17 protein-coding genes are annotated in these 18,760 nt (G+C 72.0%); 12 read left to right on the top strand and 5 right to left on the bottom strand.

Features of this window, described 5'->3' with window-relative positions:
- Positions 1–88 precede the first annotated feature (88 nt).
- The 6 genes from map to J8403_RS30580 all read left to right on the top strand — a co-directional run bounded on the left by map (position 89) and on the right by J8403_RS30580 (position 6,313).
- Positions 89–946, top strand: a complete 858-nt coding sequence (gene map, locus J8403_RS30605) for a type I methionyl aminopeptidase (protein WP_211125989.1) — start codon at positions 89–91, stop codon at positions 944–946.
- A gap of 148 nt (positions 947–1,094) precedes the next feature.
- Entirely contained in the window at positions 1,095–1,739 is a 645-nt protein-coding gene (locus J8403_RS30600) for a biliverdin-producing heme oxygenase (protein ID WP_211125988.1), read from the top strand.
- Positions 1,740–2,001: 262 nt separating this feature from the next.
- Positions 2,002–3,135: an iron uptake system protein EfeO gene (gene efeO, locus J8403_RS30595; protein ID WP_211125987.1), complete on the top strand. Its 1,134-nt coding sequence runs from the start codon at positions 2,002–2,004 to the stop codon at positions 3,133–3,135.
- Between the two features lie 11 nt (positions 3,136–3,146).
- Complete coding sequence (gene efeB / locus J8403_RS30590; protein ID WP_211125986.1) at positions 3,147–4,406, top strand: iron uptake transporter deferrochelatase/peroxidase subunit; 1,260 nt, start codon at positions 3,147–3,149, stop codon at positions 4,404–4,406.
- Between the two features lie 73 nt (positions 4,407–4,479).
- The gene (gene efeU / locus J8403_RS30585; protein WP_211125985.1) at positions 4,480–5,457 is read left to right on the top strand and encodes an iron uptake transporter permease EfeU; all 978 of its coding nucleotides are present in this window, start codon (positions 4,480–4,482) and stop codon (positions 5,455–5,457) included.
- Positions 5,390–6,313 carry an SCO2278 family lipoprotein gene (locus J8403_RS30580; RefSeq protein WP_485129829.1) on the top strand — a complete coding sequence of 308 codons (924 nt, stop codon included), beginning with the start codon at positions 5,390–5,392 and terminating at the stop codon, positions 6,311–6,313. Before efeU ends, J8403_RS30580 begins: the two co-directional genes overlap by 68 nt.
- A 111-nt stretch (positions 6,314–6,424) precedes the next feature.
- On the opposite strand, the gene J8403_RS30575 is transcribed toward J8403_RS30580, so the two are convergent.
- Entirely contained in the window at positions 6,425–7,159 is a 735-nt protein-coding gene (locus J8403_RS30575; protein WP_211125983.1) for a bifunctional DNA primase/polymerase, read from the bottom strand.
- Positions 7,160–7,337: 178 nt separating this feature from the next.
- On the opposite strand from J8403_RS30575, the gene J8403_RS30570 reads away from it, so the two are divergent.
- Positions 7,338–8,240: a glycerophosphodiester phosphodiesterase gene (locus tag J8403_RS30570; protein WP_211125982.1), complete on the top strand. Its 903-nt coding sequence runs from the start codon at positions 7,338–7,340 to the stop codon at positions 8,238–8,240.
- 396 nt (positions 8,241–8,636) lie between these two features.
- Positions 8,637–9,659, top strand: coding sequence for a small ribosomal subunit Rsm22 family protein (locus J8403_RS30565; RefSeq protein ID WP_211125981.1), 1,023 nt, complete (start codon positions 8,637–8,639; stop codon positions 9,657–9,659).
- Positions 9,660–9,728: 69 nt separating this feature from the next.
- Here J8403_RS30565 and J8403_RS30560 read toward each other — a convergent pair whose 3' ends face one another.
- Together J8403_RS30560 and J8403_RS30555 are read right to left on the bottom strand one after the other, a co-directional pair.
- Entirely contained in the window at positions 9,729–10,832 is a 1,104-nt protein-coding gene (locus tag J8403_RS30560; RefSeq protein ID WP_425519840.1) for a serine hydrolase domain-containing protein, read from the bottom strand.
- Entirely contained in the window at positions 10,793–12,133 is a 1,341-nt protein-coding gene (locus J8403_RS30555; RefSeq protein WP_211125980.1) for a multidrug effflux MFS transporter, read from the bottom strand. Before J8403_RS30555 ends, J8403_RS30560 begins: the two co-directional genes overlap by 40 nt.
- 91 nt (positions 12,134–12,224) lie before the next feature.
- Between J8403_RS30555 and J8403_RS30550 the strand changes: the two genes are divergently transcribed.
- Positions 12,225–13,238 carry a Gfo/Idh/MocA family protein gene (locus tag J8403_RS30550; RefSeq protein WP_211125979.1) on the top strand — a complete coding sequence of 338 codons (1,014 nt, stop codon included), beginning with the start codon at positions 12,225–12,227 and terminating at the stop codon, positions 13,236–13,238.
- A 64-nt stretch (positions 13,239–13,302) separates the two neighbouring features.
- Here J8403_RS30550 and J8403_RS30545 read toward each other — a convergent pair whose 3' ends face one another.
- Positions 13,303–14,925, bottom strand: coding sequence for an alkaline phosphatase D family protein (locus tag J8403_RS30545; protein ID WP_211125978.1), 1,623 nt, complete (start codon positions 14,923–14,925; stop codon positions 13,303–13,305).
- 173 nt (positions 14,926–15,098) lie between these two features.
- Between J8403_RS30545 and J8403_RS30540 the strand changes: the two genes are divergently transcribed.
- From J8403_RS30540 to J8403_RS30530, 3 genes are all read left to right on the top strand, one after another.
- Positions 15,099–15,872 carry an SDR family oxidoreductase gene (locus J8403_RS30540; RefSeq protein ID WP_211125977.1) on the top strand — a complete coding sequence of 258 codons (774 nt, stop codon included), beginning with the start codon at positions 15,099–15,101 and terminating at the stop codon, positions 15,870–15,872.
- Between the two features lie 251 nt (positions 15,873–16,123).
- Positions 16,124–16,738 carry a hypothetical protein gene (locus J8403_RS30535; protein WP_211125976.1) on the top strand — a complete coding sequence of 205 codons (615 nt, stop codon included), beginning with the start codon at positions 16,124–16,126 and terminating at the stop codon, positions 16,736–16,738.
- Between the two features lie 242 nt (positions 16,739–16,980).
- On the top strand, positions 16,981–17,820 hold the full coding sequence (locus tag J8403_RS30530; protein WP_246586396.1) for a glycosyltransferase family 2 protein: 840 nt from the start codon (positions 16,981–16,983) through the stop codon (positions 17,818–17,820).
- Between the two features lie 183 nt (positions 17,821–18,003).
- Here J8403_RS30530 and J8403_RS30525 read toward each other — a convergent pair whose 3' ends face one another.
- Positions 18,004–18,624, bottom strand: a complete 621-nt coding sequence (locus J8403_RS30525) for a TetR/AcrR family transcriptional regulator (RefSeq protein WP_211125975.1) — start codon at positions 18,622–18,624, stop codon at positions 18,004–18,006.
- Positions 18,625–18,760 lie beyond the last annotated feature (136 nt).

Below are 18,760 nucleotides of genomic sequence, written 5' to 3'. Positions count from 1 at the left end.
CCCGGCCTCCGGCCTCCGCTCGTTCCCCTGTGGCCCGAAGGGCCCTTGCGGCCATGCTGCCCCATGCGCCGCCGATACACTCGCTGATATGTCTGGCCAGTCGCTTCTAGTCCCGGGGACGCTCTCCCCCACCCGCCCCGTCCCCGCCTCGATCCCGCGCCCGGAGTACGTCGGCAAGGCGGGCCCGACACCCTATGACGGGCCCGAGGTCCAGGACGCCGAAACGATCGAGCGCATGCGGATCGCGGGGCGTATCGCCGCACGGGCGATGGAGGAGGCCGCCAAGCTGATCGTGCCGGGGGTCACCACGGACGAGCTGGACCGGGTGGCCCATGAGTACATGTGCGACCACGGGGCGTACCCCTCGACGCTGGGCTACCGCGGTTTCCCCAAGTCGCTGTGCAGCTCGGTCAACGAGGTCATCTGCCACGGCATCCCGGACACCACCGTCCTCCAGGACGGGGACATCGTGAACCTCGACGTCACCGCCTTCATCGGCGGGGTGCACGGGGACAACAACGCCACGTATCTGTGCGGTGAGGTGGACGAGGAGTCGCGGCTGCTCGTGGAGCGCACCCGGGAGTCCCTCAACCGCGCGATCAAGGCCGTCAAGCCGGGCCGCCGGATCAACATCATCGGCCGGGTCATCGAGTCGTACGCCAAGCGCTTCGGCTACGGCGTGGTCCGCGACTTCACGGGCCACGGGATCAACTCCTCGTTCCACTCCGGCCTGATCGTCCCGCACTACGACAGCCCGCATCACACCACCGAGATCAAGCCGGGGATGACCTTCACCATCGAGCCGATGCTGACGCTCGGCACCTATGAGTACGACATGTGGGAGGACGGCTGGACCGTGGTCACCAAGGACCGCAAGCGGACGGCGCAGTTCGAGCACACACTGGTGGTGACGGAGACCGGGGCGGAGATCCTCACCCTGCCGTAGCGGCTGGAGCGGTTCGCAATGTCTTGTGCTGGGGGCCGATTCTTCGGCGGCCGTTTTACCGACAGCTTGTCGGGAAGGCTATTGACGTAGGCGGCGGCCTCTACTTAGGTAAGCCTAACCTACACACCTCGGCCCCCGGAGGTCCACCGTGGAGTTCTCCGCCCTGATCCGCACCGCCTCGCGGGAAGCGCACACGGACGTCGGGAGCTCGTCGTTCATGACCGATCTGCTCGGCGGACGCCTGGGGGTGGCGGCCTACCGCCGCTACTCCGAACAGCTGTGGTTCGTCTACCGCGCCCTGGAGTCCCCTGTCGACGCACTCGCGGCTGACCCCGTGGCGGGCCCGTTCCTCCGGCCGGAGCTGGCCCGCATGGCCGAGCTGGAGCGCGATCTCGCCCATCTCGGCGGCCCGGACTGGCGCGCCGGTCTGACCGCACTGCCCGCCACGACGGCGTACGCGGCGCGGGTGGCGGAGTGCGCCCGTGACTGGCCGGCGGGCTATGTCGCCCACCACTACACCCGCTACATGGGCGACCTCTCCGGCGGCCAGTACGTCCGGGACACGGCGGAGAAGACCTGGGGCTTCGACCGCAAGGGCGACGGGGTGCGGTTCTACGTCTTCGAGTCGATCGGCAACCCCGCCGCCTTCAAGCGGGAGTACCGCGCGCTGCTGGACGCGCTGCCGGTGGACGATCTGGAGAAGCAGCGCGTGGTGGAGGAGTGCAAGCGCGCGTACGCGCTGAACGCGGGGATCTTCCAGGAGTTGGCCGAGGAGTTCCGGCTCAGCGCCTGAGGCACCGTCGCCACCGCCGCGCGACGGGCGGCCGGGCGGCCCGCGCCGCCGGAGGTGCCGCGCCCCTGAGAGGCGTGCGTCACGTTCTCGCACCTCTCTGGCCCCTGAACTGGCTCAAATCAGCCCCCTTGGTCAAACCTTTGCCATTCACGGGGCACTCCTTGACCTTGCATAGGATCTACACAGGCAAGGCTCAGTTAAGTTAGGGCGGCCTTATCCGACGCCCGTTGTCCGCCCTGTCCTGATTCCGTCTGGAGCCCGTATGCGAGCCGCTCGCACCTCCGTTGTCGCCGCGATATCGGCGCTGGCGACGATCACCGCCGTCGCCGGCTGCGCCCAGAAGTCCGACGCCAAGGACTCGGACGCCGTCCAGGTCACCGCCTCCGACGACGCGTGCGAGGTCTCCAAGACCTCATTCCCCGCCGGGCATGTGAAGCTCGCGGTGGAGAACAAGGGCTCCAAGGTGACCGAGGTGTACGTCTACGCCCCGGGCGACCGGATCGTCACCGAGCGGGAGAACATCGGACCCGGCACCTCCGCCTCGATCAGCGCCGAGATCAAGACCGGTTCGTACGAGATCGCCTGCAAGCCCGGGATGAAGGGCCACGGCATCCGGCAGAAGGTGTCCGCCACCGGCAAGGGCGCGGCGGCCAAGCGCGATCCGCGGCTGGACAAGGCGGTGGCCGCGTACCGCGCCTACACCCAGCAGCAGGCCGACGAGACCCTGCCCGTGGCCCAGAAGTTCGCCGACGCGGTCAAGAAGGACGACCTCGAGGGCGCCAAGAAGCTCTACGCCCCCTCGCGCGTCGGCTGGGAGCGCACCGAGCCGGTCGCCGAGTCCTTCGGCGACATCGACCCCAAGGTCGATGTGCGCGAGGACGGTCTGGAGAAGGGCCAGAAGTGGACCGGCTGGCACCGGCTGGAGAAGTCGCTGTGGCAGACCAAGAAGATCACCGCGGCCGACCATGACCTCGCCGACCAGCTCATCAAGGACCTGAAGGACTGGCAGAAGCGCGTCGGCACCGCCGACATCACCCCCACCGGCATGGCCAACGGCGCCAAGGAGCTGCTGGACGAGGTGCAGACCGGCAAGGTCACCGGTGAGGAGGAGCGCTACAGCCACACCGACCTGGTGGACTTCGAGGGCAATGTCGAGGGCGCCGAGACCTCGTACAAGCTGCTCAAGCCGGTGGCGTCCGCCAACGACCCGGAGCTGGCCAAGGAGCTGGACAAGCAGTTCGCGGCCGTCGTGAAGCTGCTGGACAAGTACCGCGAGGGCGAGGGCTTCGTGTCGTACGACACCGTCACCGAGTCCAAGCGCAAGGAGCTGTCCGACGCGGTCAACGCGCTGGCCGAGCCGCTCTCCCGGCTCGCCGCCGCCGTCGTCACCAAGTGAGGGGCCCTGGCATGACCGACGAGACCGGCACCACACCCTCGCGCCGGGCGCTGATCGGCTGGGGAGGCGCCGGGCTCGCGCTCGGCGCCGCGGCAGCCGGCGGCGCCGCGGCCGCGCTGGGCGGCGGTGCGGACGACACCGAAACGGTCGCCGACAGCGGCGCCGCGGTGCCCTTCCACGGGGCGCACCAGGCGGGGATCGCCACGGCGGTGCAGGACCGGCTGCACTTCGCGGCGTTCGACGTCACCACCGACGACCGCGCCGAGCTGATCGCGCTGCTGAAGGAGTGGACGAAGGCGGCGGCCCGGATGACCCAGGGGCACGCGGTCGGCGGCGGCGCGGTGAGCGATCTGGCGGAGGCACCGCCGGACGACACCGGCGAGGCGCTCGGCCTCAAGGCGTCCCGGCTCACCCTCACCATCGGCTTCGGGCCCACGCTCTTCACGGACAAGAAGGGCAAGGACCGCTTCGGCATCGCCGACCGCCGCCCCGAGGCGCTGATCGACCTGCCCGCCTTCCCCGGCGACAACCTCGACGCGGCGCGCAGCGACGGCGATCTGTGTGTGCAGGCGTGCGCGGACGATCCGCAGGTGGCCGTGCACGCCATCCGCAACCTGGCCCGGATCGGCATGGGCAAGGTGGCCATCCGCTGGTCGCAGCTGGGCTTCGGCAAGACGTCCTCGACCACGCCGGACGCGCAGACACCGCGCAACATGATGGGCTTCAAGGACGGCACCCGGAACATCGCGGGCACCGACACCGCCGCCCTGGACAAGCATGTGTGGGTGAGCGGGAAGGCGGGCCCGGCGTGGCTGGCCGGCGGTTCGTATCTGGTGGCACGCCGGATCCGGATGCACATCGAGACCTGGGACCGCACCTCGCTCAAGGAGCAGGAGGACGTCTTCGGCCGGGACAAGGGCGAGGGCGCACCGCAGGGCAGGCAGCACGAGCGCGACGAGCCGAATCTGAAGGCGATGCTGCCCACCGCGCATGTCCGGCTCGCGCATCCGGACTCCAACGGCGGGGCGCGGATCCTGCGCCGCGGCTACTCCTTCACCGATGGCACGGACGGTCTGGGGCGGCTGGACGCGGGGCTGTTCTTCCTCGCCTACCAGCGCGACGTACGGGACGGGTTCGTACCGGTGCAGCGGCGGCTGGCCCGCACGGACGCGCTCAACGAGTACATCCAGCACGTGGGTTCGGCGATCTTCGCGGTCCCGCCGGGCGTCCGGGACGCGGACGACTGGTGGGGCAGGGCGCTGTTCTCCTGACGGACCCCCGCGACAACCCTCGACGACTCTCGAGGACCCTCGACGACCCTCGACGACAAGGAAGGCGAACCCCGTGTTCGGCAATTACCTGATCGGTCTGCGCGAAGGGCTCGAAGCCAGCCTGGTGGTGTGCATCCTGGTCGCCTATCTGGTCAAGACCGGGCGCCGGGACGCGCTGCGCCCGGTGTGGCTCGGGATCGCCGTCGCGGTCGGCTTGAGCATGTCCTTCGGCGCGGCGCTGGAGTTCGGCTCGCAGGAGCTGACCTTCGAGGCGCAGGAGGCGCTGGGCGGCTCGCTGTCGATCCTGTCGGTGGGCCTGGTGACCTGGATGGTCTTCTGGATGCGGCGCACCGCCCGCCATCTGAAGTCCGAGCTGCACAGCAAGCTGGACGCGGCGCTCGCGATGGGCACCGGGGCGCTGGTGGCCACGGCCTTCCTGGCGGTCGGCCGGGAGGGCCTGGAGACCGCGCTGTTCGTGTGGACGGCGGTGCGGGCGAGCAACGACGGTACGGCGGATCCGCTGATCGGCGTGTTGCTGGGCCTGGTCACCGCGGTGGTGCTGGGCTGGCTGTTCTACCGGGGCGCGCTCCGGATCAACCTGGCGAAGTTCTTCACCTGGACGGGCGCGATGCTGGTCGTGGTGGCCGCGGGGGTGCTCGCGTACGGCTTCCACGATCTGCAGGAGGCCGACTGGCTGCCCGGGCTGCACTCGCTGGCCTTCGACATCAGCTCCACCATCGCGCCGGACTCCTGGTACGGCACGCTGCTCAAGGGCGTCTTCAACTTCCAGCCCGACCCGACCTGGCTCCAGGTGTGGATGTGGGCGCTCTATCTGGTCCCCACGCTCGCGCTGTTCCTGCGTCCCGGTAGGGTGTCGCCGTCCACAGCAGCCCCCAGGAATCGGGAGCCGGAGCCCCATGACACGCAGGCCGCCCCGCCGGCAGTTGACAGTTCCGACCGCAGCGGTGGTGCTGACGCTGGGGATGACGCTGACGGGGTGCATGACGGTCCACGGCGAGCGGGAGAACATTCCGTCGGTGGACAAGGCTGAGGCGCCCAAGGCGCTGAAGCAGTTCACCGACGCGTACAACAAGGCGTACCGGGAGCTGGATCCGGCGGTGGCGAGCCAGGTGGAGACGGGCCCGCTGGAGGCCATCACCACCGCCGACCTCAAGGCCCAGCACGCGAGCTCCCCGAACGGCAACCCCAAGTACCCGGCGCTGGAGCTGTCCGACGTCACCTACCGCATCCCCAAGCAGGTGGGCTGGCCGAAGTTCTTCGTCGCGGACACCGACAGCAACCGCGACGACAACCGCTGGCTGTTCGTCTTCACCCGCGGCGGTGCGGACGAGCCCTGGAAGGCCGCGTATCTGTCGATCCTCAGCCAGGACGAGGTGCCGGACTTCGCGACCGACGAGGACGGCTGGGCCAAGCCGGTCCCGGCCGAGGGGCCGACCCCGAAGCTGGCGACCCGGCCGGACAAGCTGAGCGCGGAGTACACCGACTACCTGATGACGGGCGAGGGCTCGGTCTTCGCCGACGGCCAGTCGACCTCGGGGCTGCGGGACACCCGGAAGAAGTTCCTGCGCACCCCGAAGTTCTGGACGGAGTACATCGACACCCCGGCGCGGGGCGCGCAGGACGCCCCGGTGGGGCTGCGCACCTCGGACGGCGGGGCGATCGTGTTCTTCTCCTCGCACCACCGGCAGAAGCAGACGATGGCGAAGGGGTTCCGGCCCAACCCGGATCCGCGGATCAAGGCGCTGATGACGGGCGAGGCGAAGAAGGCGGTGACGCTGACGAGGGTTTCGGAGTCGGCGGTGCGGGTCCCCGCGAAGGACGCGGCGGACCCGAAGGTGGTCTTCCTGAACCGCCTGGAAGGGGTGACCGCCGCAAAGGGCGAATGATGGTTGTGGGCAATCGTTCCGCGGAGGGGGCACCTCCCAGCGGTAGCTGGGGGAGGAACGGGTGGGCACAACCCGGCCACCGGCCCGCACCCGACAACGAAACCGCGAGGGCTACCGCCCTATGGGCCAAGCGGCCGCATGATCCTGATCCTCGCCCGCGAAGCGGGCACACGCATCGGTGAGCGTCTCAAGCAAGCTCAGCGGATCCGGCAGCGGCCGCTCAGGCCCCAGCAGCCACCCCACATGCCCGTCCCCCGGCAGCTTCGCGGGCGGCATCAGCACATAGCTGCCCCGGCAATGCCACCGCAGCCCCGGATGCTCGTCCATCGTCTCCGGGTGGCAGTCCAGCTCACAGGGCCACCACTCGTCCTCGTCATCCGGCGTGCCCCGGGTGGCGGTGAAGAACAGCATCCGCCCCTGCTGGACATCGCCGCTGCTCGTGGCCACCGGCCCGACCTCGACCTCGGCCGCGCCCAGCCGCTCCAGGGCCAGCCGCCCGGCGTCCGCGGGTACGTCGAGCACATCGTGGACGATGCCGGTGGCGGTGATGAAGTTGGCCCGCGGATCGGCGCGCAGCCACTGCGCGACCTTGTCCGGGTCGGTGGTCGCCTGGGTCTGCCAGGCGAACGAGACGGGGTGGCGGCCCGGGGTGGGACAGCCGATGCGGTCACAGGAACAGCCGTAACCGGAGGGGTGGGCGGCCGGCGCGAGCGGGAATCCCGCCGCCGCGGCGGCCATGAGCAGGTCCTCGCGGACGCCACCGGCGCCCGCTCCCGTGTCGTGGTCGCCGCCCGCTCCGCTCCTCGGCCGACGCAGCCACTGGGAGAACCTGCCCTTGCGTTCCATCTACCGCCTCGCTTCACCGCCGGTACCGCCGGTACCGGCGGTACGGCCGGTACCCGATCAATGCTGCCACCATCCTGCTCCGGAAGTGGCCGGTGTCCGCATCCGGGGTGGGTGAGACCACCTCGACCGGGTGTCGATATCAGGGCATCCACGACATCTCACCCCTAGCGTTCCAACTATGATCAGCAGGCATTTTCTGACCGCCGTCGTGGTGCTCGGCCTGTCCATACCGGCGGCCGTCGCGGCCCACCCCACCGCTCGTCCGTCCGTACGACGTCTCATACCCCCGGCCGGCGAACCGGCGCGGCTGCAGCCCGCGCTCACGGCGCCGTCGGCCGGCAAGCCCGCCGTCGTCTACACCGCGCACCGCGGCGGCGCCCTGGAAGTGCCCGAGAACAGCATGTCCGGGCTGGCCAGTGCCTTCAGCCGGCATGACGTCCAGGTCCTCGACTTCGACACCCGCATGCTGGGGGACGGCACGCTCGTGGTGATGCACGACGCGACGCTGGACCGCACCACCGACCGGACCGGGCCCGTACGGGCTCTGACCGCCGCCCAGTGGCGGGACGTCCGGCTGCGCCCCGACCCCTCCCTGCGCGGCACCTGGCGACCCGAGCGGCCGCCCACCGTCGCCGAGGCGCTGGACCGCTTCGGCGGCCGGATCACCTTGATGGTGGAGGCCAAGGACCCCGAAAGCCTGCCGCGGCTGGCGCGGATGATCCGCGACCGGGGTCTGGTCCACTCCGTCTACGTCAACAGCAACCGCCCCGAGGTGGCCCGCCAGGCCCACCGGGAGGGGCTGCTGACCCAGCTGTGGCGGTCCGCCCGGCAGATGCGCACCGACACCCCGCGCGACTGGCGTGGCGTCGTCGACCTGCTGGACGTCGACTACCGGGCGCGCGACAAGGACGTGCGCCGGGCCGTCGCCTCCGGGATACCGCGGGTGTGGGCGCACACCGTGGACACCCCGGCGCAGCGGGACCGGATGCTGCGGCTGGGGTGCGACGGCATCATCACGGACGCACCGGCCCTGCTGGTCTCCACACCCGTACGGACCTCGCGGGCGCTCGGCGGAAGGTGAGCGACAGCCGACGGCGGTGGGTGAACGGGGCCGACCGGTGGCCCGGCCCGGACGGCGGGGGAGGTGGCGGACCGCGCGGGAGGTACCCGGCCCGGAGGCGAGGCCGACCCTGGATCCGGACGGCGAGGCCGACCCTGGATGAGGCCGGCCCTGAGGGCAGCGGGAGCCCGTGAGGCCCCCGGCCCCGGGGCGGCCCAGCCCCCGGTCCGCGATGCGGGGGCGGCCCTGGGAGCAGCGGACCGCGTGGGAGGATCCCGGCCCAGGCGGCGAGGATCCCGGCCCAGGCGGCGAGGGCGCCGCCCGGGGGCAGCGCGGCCCCCGCGAGAGGCCCCGGCCCAGTTGAGAGGCCCCGGCCCAGGCGCCGAAGGCGCCCCTCCCGCCGGTAGAATCCGCCGAATGCACGCCCCCGACGCCACCCGCACCGACGAGACGCCGCAGACCGCGCTCGCCGGTCTGCTCGACGGTCTGCCGCCCCGCCAGGCGGCCCAGGCGGTCGACCGGCTGATCGGCCACTACCGGGGGCGCACCCCGACCGACGCTCCCGTGCTGCGCGACCGCTCCGACGTCGCCGCCTACGCCGCGTACCGGATGCCCGCGACCTTCGAGGCCGTGCGCGCCGCGCTCGCCGCCTTCCGCGCCCGCACGCCCGGCTGGGCCCCGGCCTCGCATATCGACATCGGCGGCGGTACGGGCGCGGCGAGCTGGGCGGTGGCCGCCACCTGGCCGCGCGACGGGCACACCACCACCGTCCTGGACTGGGCCGAGCCCGCGCTGGCCCTCGGCCGCGAGCTGGCCGGGCAGGCGCCCTCCGAGGCACTGCGCACCGCCCGCTGGCAGCGCCGGGCGATAGGGGACGGGCTCGCACTGCCGGACGGGACCGACCTGGTCACCGTCAGCTATGTGCTGGGCGAGCTGACCGAGGCCGACCGGAAGGCCGTGGTGGCCGAGGCGGCGCGCGCGGCCGAGGCCGTGGTGCTGATCGAACCGGGCACCCCGGACGGCTATCTGCGGATCCGCGAGGCGCGGGACCGGCTGCTGGCGGCCGGGCTGCGCCTCGTCGCCCCCTGCCCGCACGGCGCGGCCTGCCCGATCGAGCCCGGCACCGACTGGTGCCACTTCGCCGCCCGGGTCCGCCGCTCCTCCCTCCACCGGCAGGTCAAGGGCGGTTCGCTGCCGTACGAGGACGAGAAGTTCAGCTATGTCGCGGCCGTACGGTTCGACGCCGCGCCCGCCGACGCGCGGGTGGTGCGCCGCCCGCAGATCCGCAAGGGCCAGGTGCTGCTGGACCTGTGCGCCCCGGAGGCGGGGCTGGCCCGCACCACGGTGACCAAGCGTCAGGGCCCGCTGTACCGGGCCGCCCGCGACGTGTCCTGGGGCGACGTCTGGCCACCGGAGGAATCCAGCCCCTCCGGCGTTTGAGGAGCGGGGTCCGGGGCGGAGCCCCGGCGGGGGTCGAGGGGGCGGAGCCCCCCACGCGGCGGGCGCCCCTCACTCCACCGCCCGCGCCAACGCCGTCCCCGCCGCCGCCCGGGGCCCACTGTCCCCGGGCCGCCTCCGCGGATGCACCGTCGTGGCGAGCAGCACCAGATACACCCCGCGGGCCCGGTCCACCACCAGACTCGTCCCGGTGAACCCGGTGTGCCCCGCGGCACCCCGCCCCGCCAACTCCCCCATGAACCACGGCTGGTCGACCTCGAACCCCAGCCCAGGAGCGCTCAGCATCAGCTCGGTGGAATCCGGCGACAGCACGGGCCCGCCGCCGGCCAGCAGCGCCCGGCACAGCACCGCCAGGTCCCCGGCGGTCGAGAAGAGCCCGGCGTGGCCCGCGACCCCGCCCAGCGCCCACGCGTTCTCGTCGTGCACCACGCCCCGCAGCATCCCCCGGTCCGCCTTGCCCCAGGGCCGCCGCTGGTCCTCGGTGGCCGCGATCCGGGGCAGCCAGGAGGCGGGAGGGGTGAAGCGGGTGGCTGCCATGCCCAGCGGGCCGGTGACCGTCTCCTGGACGAGCCGGTCCAGCGGCCGCCCCGCGGTCCGCTCCAGCACCCGCTGCAGCAGCAGGAAGTTGAGGTCGGAGTAGCGGCGGGCGGTGCCGGGCGGGGTGACCGGCGGCTCGGCCGCGAGCCGGGCCCACCGCCGCCGCACCCCGTCCTCCTCGTACAGCGGCAGTTCGGGAACCAGCCCCGAGGTGTGGGTGAGCAGCTGCCGCACGGTGATGCCGTGCTCGGCGGCGGCCGTGCACTCCGGGGCGTACGCGGCGACCCGCCCGTCCAGCGCGATCAGCCCGCGCTCGACGGCCCGCAGCGCCACGATCGTGGTGCACAGCTTGGTGAGCGAGGCGAGGTCGAAGAGGGTGTCGTGGCGCACCGGCACCCACCGCTCGCGCGGCAGCTCCACGCCCCGGTCGGCCCGCTCGTCGTACGCCGCGTAGCGCACCGCCCAGCCGAAGGACTCCTCGGCCAGCGGGCCCGACGCGGTCCCGGCGGCCAGCGCCACCCCCGAACACCAAGGGCGCTCCCCTTCGGGAAGCGCCCTGACGATCTCCAGCAGCCGGGTCAGACCACGGTCACGCTCTGCTTGGTACGTCGCTGCCACGGACGGCAGAGTCCCACGAAGCAGGCGATGGCCGCGAGTGCGGAGACGAGCTGTACGACGGCCATCGGCACCGCCGTGGTCTCCCCCGCGATCCCCACCAGCGGGGAGGCGACGGCGCCCAGCAGGAAGGTGGAGGTGCCCAGCAGCGCGGAGGCGGAACCGGCGGCGTGCGGGGTGCGGTTCAGGGCCTGGGCGTTGGTGTTCGGCATGGCCAGGCCCATCGCGGACATCAGCACGAACAGGCTCCCGGCCACCGGGACGAGACCGGCCTTCCCGAAGACCCCGGAGGCCAGCACGAGCAGCACGGCCGCCGCGACGGTGATCACGACCAGCCCGGCCATCAGCACCTTGTCCATGCTGACCCGGCCGACCAGCACCCGGCCGTTGAGCTGGCCGGTGGCGATCAGGCCGATCGAGTTCAGCCCGAAGAGCAGGCTGAAGGTCTGCGGTGAGGCGCCGTAGATCTCCTGGACGATGAAGGACGACCCGGCGACATAGGCGAAGAGCGCCGCGAAGGCGAAGCTGCCCGCGAGCATGTAGCCGGTGAAGACGCGGTCGGCGAGCAGCCCGCGCATGGTGCGCAGGGTCTGGCCGAGCCCGCCGTCCTGGCGCCGCTCGGGCGGCAGCGTCTCGCCCAGCCACCGCCAGACCACGAAGGTGAGCAGGGTGCCGATCACGGTGAGCACCGCGAAGACCCCGCGCCAGTCGGTGAAGCGCAGGATCTGGCCGCCGATGAGCGGGGCCACGATGGGCGCCACGCCCGAGATCAGCATCAGGGTGGAGAAGAAGCGGGCCATCGCGATGCCGTCGTAGAGGTCCCGGACCACGGCGCGGGCGATCACGATGCCGGCCGCGCCCGCGAGCCCCTGGAGCAGCCGGAAGCCGATGAGCAGCCCGGCGGTGGGGGCGAAGGCGCAGATGGCGGTGGCGATGACGTAGATCACCATGCCGATGAGCAGCGGACGGCGGCGCCCCCACCGGTCGCTCATCGGGCCGACGGCGAGCTGGCCGAGCGCCATGCCCATCAGGCAGGCGGTGAGGGTGAGCTGGGCGGTGGCGGCCGAGCTGTGGAACCCGTCGGTGACCTCCGGCAGGGCCGGGAGGTACATGTCCATGGACAGCGGCGGGAGTGCGGTGAGCCCGCCGAGGATCAGGGTGACGAGGAGGCTCGTACGGCGCTGCGCGGTGAGCCCGGGGAGGGCGGCAGCGGAGGTGCGGGAGGCGGCGGAGGTGTCGGGGGACAAGGTTCCGGGACGGTCGGCCCGGGTGGGAGCGGCGGCCGGTTGGCCGGGCTGCTGCATGCGTACCTTCCATGAGTCGTTGATGCGTCTCTATGCTCTCAGCAATTCGAATGGGGTCGAACTCCTGTGGACAGGGGGGAACGGGGTCGGAATGGCCGGGACAAGCGGGTCAAGGGCCGTGCGGTGGGGGATTCTGGCGACCGGTGGGATCGCCGCCTCGTTCACCACGGATCTGCTGGAGATGGCGGACGCGCAGGTCATCGCGGTCGGCTCGCGCCGCCCGGAGTCGGCCAAGCGATTCGCGGAGCGGTTCGGGATATCCCGCGCCTACGGCGGCTGGGCGGAGCTGGCCGCCGATGACGACATCGATGTGATCTATGTCGCCACCCCGCACTCGGCCCATCGGGAGGCGGCCGGACTGTGCCTGGAGGCGGGGCGGGCGGTGCTGTGCGAGAAGCCGTTCACGCTCAATGTCCGTCAGGCCGAGGAGCTGGTGGACCTGGCCCGGGACCGGGGCCGCTTCCTGATGGAGGCGATGTGGACGTACTGCGATCCGGTCGTCCGCCGGATGGCCGAGCTGGTCCACGACGGCGCGATCGGTGAGGTCCGGGCGATCCACGCGGACTTCGGGCTGCCCGGCCCGATCGACCCGGACCACCGGCTGCGCGATCCGGCGCTGGGCGGCGGCGCCCTGCTGGACCTCGGCGTCTATCCGGTGTCCTTCGCGCAGTTGCTGCTCGGCGCACCGGACGAGATACGGGCGGTGGGTCAGCTCTCCCCCGAGGGCGTGGACGTGAACACGGGCCTGGCGCTGGGCTGGGACGGCGGGGCGGTGGCGCTGCTCTCCTGCTCGATCACCGCGGATACGCCGATGACGGCGGCGGTGACGGGCACCGCGGGGCGGATCGAGTTCCCGCGCGGCTTCTTCCACCCCGAGCGCTTCGTACTGCACCGGCCCGGCCGGGATCCGGAGGAGATCACGGCGGTGGACGGGCTGCGCTCCTACCAGCGGGAGGCGGCGGAGGTGATGCGCTGCCTGCGCGCGGGCGAGACGGAGTCCCCGCTGGTGCCGCTGGACGGCACGCTGGCGGTGATGCGGACCCTGGACGCGGCGCGGGAGCGGCTCGGGGTGCGCTATCCGGGCGAGGACGAGGGCGTGGGGTGACGGGGTGTGAGGTGTGAACCGGGCGGGCCCGGCGCTTGGGGTGCGCGCCGGGCCCGCCCGTTCGTCAGACCTGCTTGAGGCCGGGGTTCCCGGCCTCGCTGACGAATGACGCCGCCGTGGTGAGCGGCGCGCCCGGGGTGGTGACCGCGGAGACGGTCTTGTAGTCGGCCCGTGCCCGCTCCTCGTCCAGCGAGAGCGTCACATAGCCGCGCCGGCCGTTGTAGAACTTCATATGCGGGTTGGCGGCCATGTAGGTGGCCCAGTTGGCGGGCTTGTCGGCGCCGTCCTTGCCGCTGCTGATGGAGGTGCCGACGAACTCCACGCCCAGGGTCCGGGAGGCCGGGTCGTCGAAGTCCTTCTTGATGTCGAAGGCGTAGTGCACATGGACATCGCCGGTGAGCACCACGAAGTTCTCCAGGCCCGCCTGCTCGACACCGGCCAGGATCCGCTCGCGGGAGGCGGGGTAGCCGTCCCAGGAGTCCATGGAGAGCTGGGAGCGCGCGGCCGTGGTGTTCTTCCGCTGGGAGAAGGTGACCTGCTGCGGCAGTACGTTCCAGGTGGCGGTGGAGCTCTGGAAGCCGCTCAGCAGCCAGCGCTCCTGGGCGGAGCCGGTGAGGGTGCGCGCGGGGTCCTCGGACTCCGGGCCGGGGTACTGCCAGCCGTCGCCGTACGCCTGGTTGGAGCGGTACTGCCGGGTGTCGAGGATGTCGAACTGGGCCAGCTTGCCGTAGTGGAAGCGGCGGTAGAGCCGCATGTCGGCGCCGTCCGGCTGCTGGGGCATCCGCAGCGGCATGTTCTCCCAGTACGCCCGGTAGGCGGCGGCGCGGCGGATCAGGAACTCGTCCGAGGGGCCGCCGTTCTCGTCGATGTCGTCGGCGTAGTTGTTCTCGGTCTCGTGGTCGTCCCAGGTGACGAACCAGGGGAACGCGGCGTGAGCGGCCTGGAGGTCCTCGTCGGACTTGTAGAGCGCGTACCGCAGCCGGTAGTCCTCGAGGGTCATCGTCTCGGTGTTGAACACCGCGGGGAGGGTGCGGTCGGTGTACTTCCGGGCGCCGCCGACGGAGTTGACCGCGTACTCGTACTGGTAGTCGCCCACGTGGAAGACGGCGTCCAGGTCCTCGTCCGCCAGGTGGCGGTAGGCGGTGAAGTAGCCGTCGTGGTACGCCTGGCAGGAGACCAGGCCGAAGCGCACGTCCCGGACCTTGGCGCCCAGGACGGGGGTGGTGCGGGTGCGGCCGACCGGGCTGGTCCAGTTCCCGGCCCGGAAGCGGTACCAGTAGACGCGGTCCGGCTCGAGCCCGCTGGCGTCCACGTGCACCGTGTAGTTGAACTCGGCGTGCGCGGAGGTGGTCCCCCGGCGGGCGACGCGCGTGAACTTCTCGTCGCGCGCGATCTCCCACTCGACCTTGACGGTGCCCTCTTCGGGCAGCCCGTTGCCGGGCTCGTACGGGCGGGGCGCCAGCCTGGTCCACAGCACGACCGAGCCGGGCAGCGGGTCGCCGGAGGCCACGCCGAGCGTGAAGGGGTTGTCGGCGAGCGCGCGCGGGGACACCTGCGCGGCGTGGGCGCTGGGCAGGTTGGTGGTGAACGCGAGCGCGGCGGCGGCCCCGGTGACGGTGAGGAAGCGGCGGCGTCCCAGACGTGCGGCCGCGGCTCGTATGGCCTGCTGGTGCGAGTCGTGTGCCATGTGCTCTCCCCTGGCTCGTGGCGTCAGAGGAATTGCAGTGTCGGGGGACGGCCGCCCGCTTGCGTGCACACGACATCGATATGACCGCTGGGTGAGGTCCGTTGCCGGAAGGGACCATTGCGGCGAATCGACATGTCCACAGGGCGAACTGACGTGGCGTACGCTGCGGCGCCATGAGCGACGGTCGTGTGTCGGTGGTGTCGAAAGTGGCGGTGGTGACGGGCGCGGGCTCCGGGGTCGGCCGGGCGGTGGCGCTCGAACTCCTGGAGTCGGGCTGGTCGGTGGTGCTGGCGGGGCGCCGCGAGGAGGCCCTGGCGGAGACGGCGCGGCTGGCCGGCGGCGGCCCGCCGGCCCCCGTGGTGCCGACGGATGTGGCCAGGCCGGAGCGGGTGGCGGCGCTCTTCGCGGCGGTGCGGGAGCGGTTCGGACGGCTCGATCTGCTGTTCAACAACGCGGGGAGCTTCGGCCCGCGCGGGGTGGCCCTGGCGGACCTGGCCCACGAGGACTGGCGGTCGGTCGTGGACACCAATCTGACGGGCGCGTTCCTGTGCGCCCAGGCGGCGTTCCGGCTGATGCGGGATCAGGAGCCACAAGGCGGACGGATCATCAACAACGGCTCCATCTCGGCGCACGCGCCCCGGCCGGACAGCGTGGCGTACACCGCCACCAAGCACGCCGTCACGGGGCTCACCAAGTCGCTGTCGCTGGACGGGCGCCGGTACCGCATCGCCTGCGGGCAGATCGACATCGGCAACGCGGCGACCGAGATGACCGAGCGGATGTCCGCCGGTGTACCGCAGGCGAACGGGGAGGTGGCGGTCGAGCCCGTGATGGACGTCGCCGACGTGGCGCGCACGGTGCGGCATATGGCGTCGCTGCCGCTGGAGGCCAACGTGCAGTTCGCGACGGTCATGGCGACGGCGATGCCGTACATCGGCCGCGGCTGACGGATGAGGGATCGTCACCCGTCCTAGATAACCCTCCAATTGTGGAGATAATGTGAGGATGCGGGCAATTCACTCCATCGGCACAGCGGCTCCGCCGCCACCGCCGACGCACCCGCTCACCCACCTCCGCACCGGCGCCCTCTCCCACCCCGGACTGTTCGACGCCCGCTCCATATGGCAGGGTCGTTTCCCACCGCGCCACACCCTTCACCACCGCCCCACGACCGCCATCCGAACGAAGAGAGACCGCCGTGCGTTCTCTGCCGCTCACCTTGGTCGCCCGTCTGCTGCCCGTCGCCGTCATCGCCGCCGCGGGGGTGGCCCTGACGACGTCGGACGACTCGGACGCGGGCGCCACCCCGGCGGGCCCCTCCCCGCAGACCTCGGCCCCGGCCACCGGCGCCGCCGCGCCGCGCTACGCCAAGCCGCCCGCGGAGGCGTGCACCACCCTCCCGGAGTCGATGATCAAGGACCTGGTGCCGGGTGCCAAGGCGACCGGGAACGAGCTGAAGTCCAGCGACCTCGGCCGCCGCACGGGCTGCTCCTGGCACGCCCTGGACGACTTCGACTACCGCTGGCTGGACATCGCCTACGACGTCAAGAGCACCGCCGGGAAGACGAGCGGGAGCGAGGGCGGCAGCGCGGTGCCCGGCCTCGGCGACGACGCGTCGGTGACCGAGAAGACCACCAAGGACGACGACCAGGGCATCCGCGAGGCGGTGGTGACGGTCCACCAGGACAACGCCACCGTCACCGTGACCTACAACGGCGGCGACTTCGAGAGCCACAAGGCCGCCGACGGCGATGCGATCCGTAAGGGCGCCATCAGCGCGGCCAGGAAGGCCCTCGCCGCGCTCGACGGCTGATCGCCCCGCCCAGTCTTCTTGCCCTGTCTCTTCGTTCCGCCCTGTCGTTCCGCCCTGTCGTTCTGCTCGGTCTTTTTGTTCCGCTCGCTCTTCGAGGCCGGCCGCTCGGTCCTTGACGAACATCAGCCGTACGGAAGTGTCCTTCCGGGTGAACGGCTACGATCGCGGGCATCGCACCCGAGCTCTGGAGTCCCACCGTGTCCGCCGCCCCCGAACCACGCCTGGGTATCGCCGTCCTGACCATGGGCAACCGGCCCAGAGAGGTGGCCGCCCTGCTGGAGTCGGTCGCGAAGCAGGACGTGCCGCCGGCCCGCATCGTGGTCGTCGGCAACGGCTCCCCGCTCCCGGAGTTCCCCGCCGAGGTGACCGCGGTCGAACTGGAGGAGAACCTCGGCGTCTCGGGCGGCCGTAACGTCGCCTGGCGGCGGCTGCGCGACTTCGGCGACGTGGACGTCGTCATCGACCTCGACGACGACGGGCTGCTGGTGGACGCCGACGTCTTCCGCAGGGTGCGCGAGCTGTACGCCGAGGACCCGCGCCTGGGCATCGTGAGCTTCCGCATCGCCGACGAGACGGGCGAGACCCAGCGCCGCCACGTGCCCCGGCTGCGCACCTCCGATCCTATGCGCGGCGGCGAGGTGACCACCTTCCTCGGCGGCGGCCACGCCCTGTCGGTGGCGATGCTGGAGCAGATCGGCGGCTGGCCGGACGCGTTCTTCTTCACCCATGAGGAGACCGACCTCGCCTGGCGGGCGCTCGACGCGCGCTGGAAGGTCGTCTACGCCCCCGAGCTGCTGCTCCAGCACCCCAGGACCTCCCCCGCCCGGCACGCCGTCTACCACCGGATGACCGCCCGCAACCGGGTCTGGCTGGCCCGCCGCCATCTGCCGCTGCCGCTGGTCCCGCTCTACCTCGGCACCTGGACGCTGCTCACACTCGCCCGCACCCGCTCACTGACGGGGCTGCGGGCCTGGGCGGGCGGCTTCCTGGAGGGGCTGCGCACCTCCTGCGGCCGCCGCCGCCCGATGCGCTGGCGCACGGTGTGGCGGATGACCAAACTGGGCCGCCCGCCCGTGATCTGACGGGCCGGCAGCCCGGCCGATTTTCCCCTCGCCGCCCCTTCCCGCCGCACTGCCATGCGGCTCCGCCGCATGGCAGGGGCTCCGCCCGCCCGGACCCCCGGGGCCTGGGGCGAAGCCCCGGTTTCGGGAAGGGGCGGGGAGGGGACCGGCCCGCCGCAGGCTCCAGGGCCCGCCGGACACCCCCTACGGCGCCAGCCCGAGGGCGGGGAAGACCGACGCCTCGAGGAAGCGGGTCAGATAGTCGCGGTCGGCGAACCGGCCCTCCAGCAGATGGCGGACCCGCATCGCGCCGATCAGCTGGGTGGGGACGAACTCGACGGCGGGGTTGTCCGCGGCCACCTCGCCGCGTTCCACGCCCCGGCGGACCATCGCCTGGATCGTCTTCACCTCGTGCTCGATCAGCGCGGCGCGCAGCGCCTGCAGCAGATCGGGGTCCTGCAGCGCGGCGTGCCCGACGGCGTACACCAGCGCCGTGTCACCGCCGCACACCTCCCCCGCCTCCCCCACCGCCATCGCGACGGCGCGCAGATCGCCCGCGAGCGAGCCGGTGTCGATGCCCTCCAGCGCGAAGGGGCGCTTGCACGAGCGCAGCGCGGCGACGACGAGCTGGGGCTTGCTGCACCACTGCCGGTAGAGGGTGGAGCGGCTGGCGCGGGTGCGGGCGGCGACCGCCTCGATGGTGAGGGCCTCGTAGCCGCCCTCCTGGAGCAGGTCCAGGACCGCCTGGTAGAACTCCTGCTCCCGCTCGGGGCTGATCTTTGAACGGCGCTGCGGCGCGGCCGTCTCCGGGCCTTGCGTCGCCATCGGCTCTCCTCCTCGGTCACCGGACTCCGGACCCCCGACCACGCAGTGTACCGACACATCCTCGTACCGATACACCCATGTACCGATACAGCTCCGAACCGGTACACTCTCGTATCGATACGTTTGTGTGCCGATG

It is taken from the genome of Streptomyces yatensis (assembly GCF_018069625.1).
Taxonomy (GTDB): domain Bacteria; phylum Actinomycetota; class Actinomycetes; order Streptomycetales; family Streptomycetaceae; genus Streptomyces; species Streptomyces yatensis.
Note: the sequence above shows the minus strand (reverse complement) of the source record. Positions and strands in the feature narration are given on the sequence as shown.

Bases quoted from the DNA above. Each gene is read 5' to 3' on its own strand.
- J8403_RS30575 (WP_211125983.1), bottom strand. From the start codon at position 7,159: ATGGAACGCAAGGGCAGGTTCTCCCAGTGGCTGCGTCGGCCGAGGAGC.
- J8403_RS30545 (WP_211125978.1), bottom strand. From the start codon at position 14,925: ATGGCACACGACTCGCACCAGCAGGCCATACGAGCCGCGGCCGCACGT.
- efeB (WP_211125986.1), top strand. From the start codon at position 3,147: ATGACCGACGAGACCGGCACCACACCCTCGCGCCGGGCGCTGATCGGC.
- J8403_RS30530 (WP_246586396.1), top strand. From the start codon at position 16,981: ATGGGCAACCGGCCCAGAGAGGTGGCCGCCCTGCTGGAGTCGGTCGCG.
- J8403_RS30565 (WP_211125981.1), top strand. From the start codon at position 8,637: ATGCACGCCCCCGACGCCACCCGCACCGACGAGACGCCGCAGACCGCG.
- J8403_RS30580 (WP_485129829.1), top strand. From the start codon at position 5,390: ATGACGCTGACGGGGTGCATGACGGTCCACGGCGAGCGGGAGAACATT.
- J8403_RS30555 (WP_211125980.1), bottom strand. From the start codon at position 12,133: ATGCAGCAGCCCGGCCAACCGGCCGCCGCTCCCACCCGGGCCGACCGT.
- map (WP_211125989.1), top strand. From the start codon at position 89: ATGTCTGGCCAGTCGCTTCTAGTCCCGGGGACGCTCTCCCCCACCCGC.
- J8403_RS30570 (WP_211125982.1), top strand. From the start codon at position 7,338: ATGATCAGCAGGCATTTTCTGACCGCCGTCGTGGTGCTCGGCCTGTCC.
- J8403_RS30525 (WP_211125975.1), bottom strand. From the start codon at position 18,624: ATGGCGACGCAAGGCCCGGAGACGGCCGCGCCGCAGCGCCGTTCAAAG.
- J8403_RS30550 (WP_211125979.1), top strand. From the start codon at position 12,225: ATGGCCGGGACAAGCGGGTCAAGGGCCGTGCGGTGGGGGATTCTGGCG.
- efeO (WP_211125987.1), top strand. From the start codon at position 2,002: ATGCGAGCCGCTCGCACCTCCGTTGTCGCCGCGATATCGGCGCTGGCG.
- J8403_RS30540 (WP_211125977.1), top strand. From the start codon at position 15,099: ATGAGCGACGGTCGTGTGTCGGTGGTGTCGAAAGTGGCGGTGGTGACG.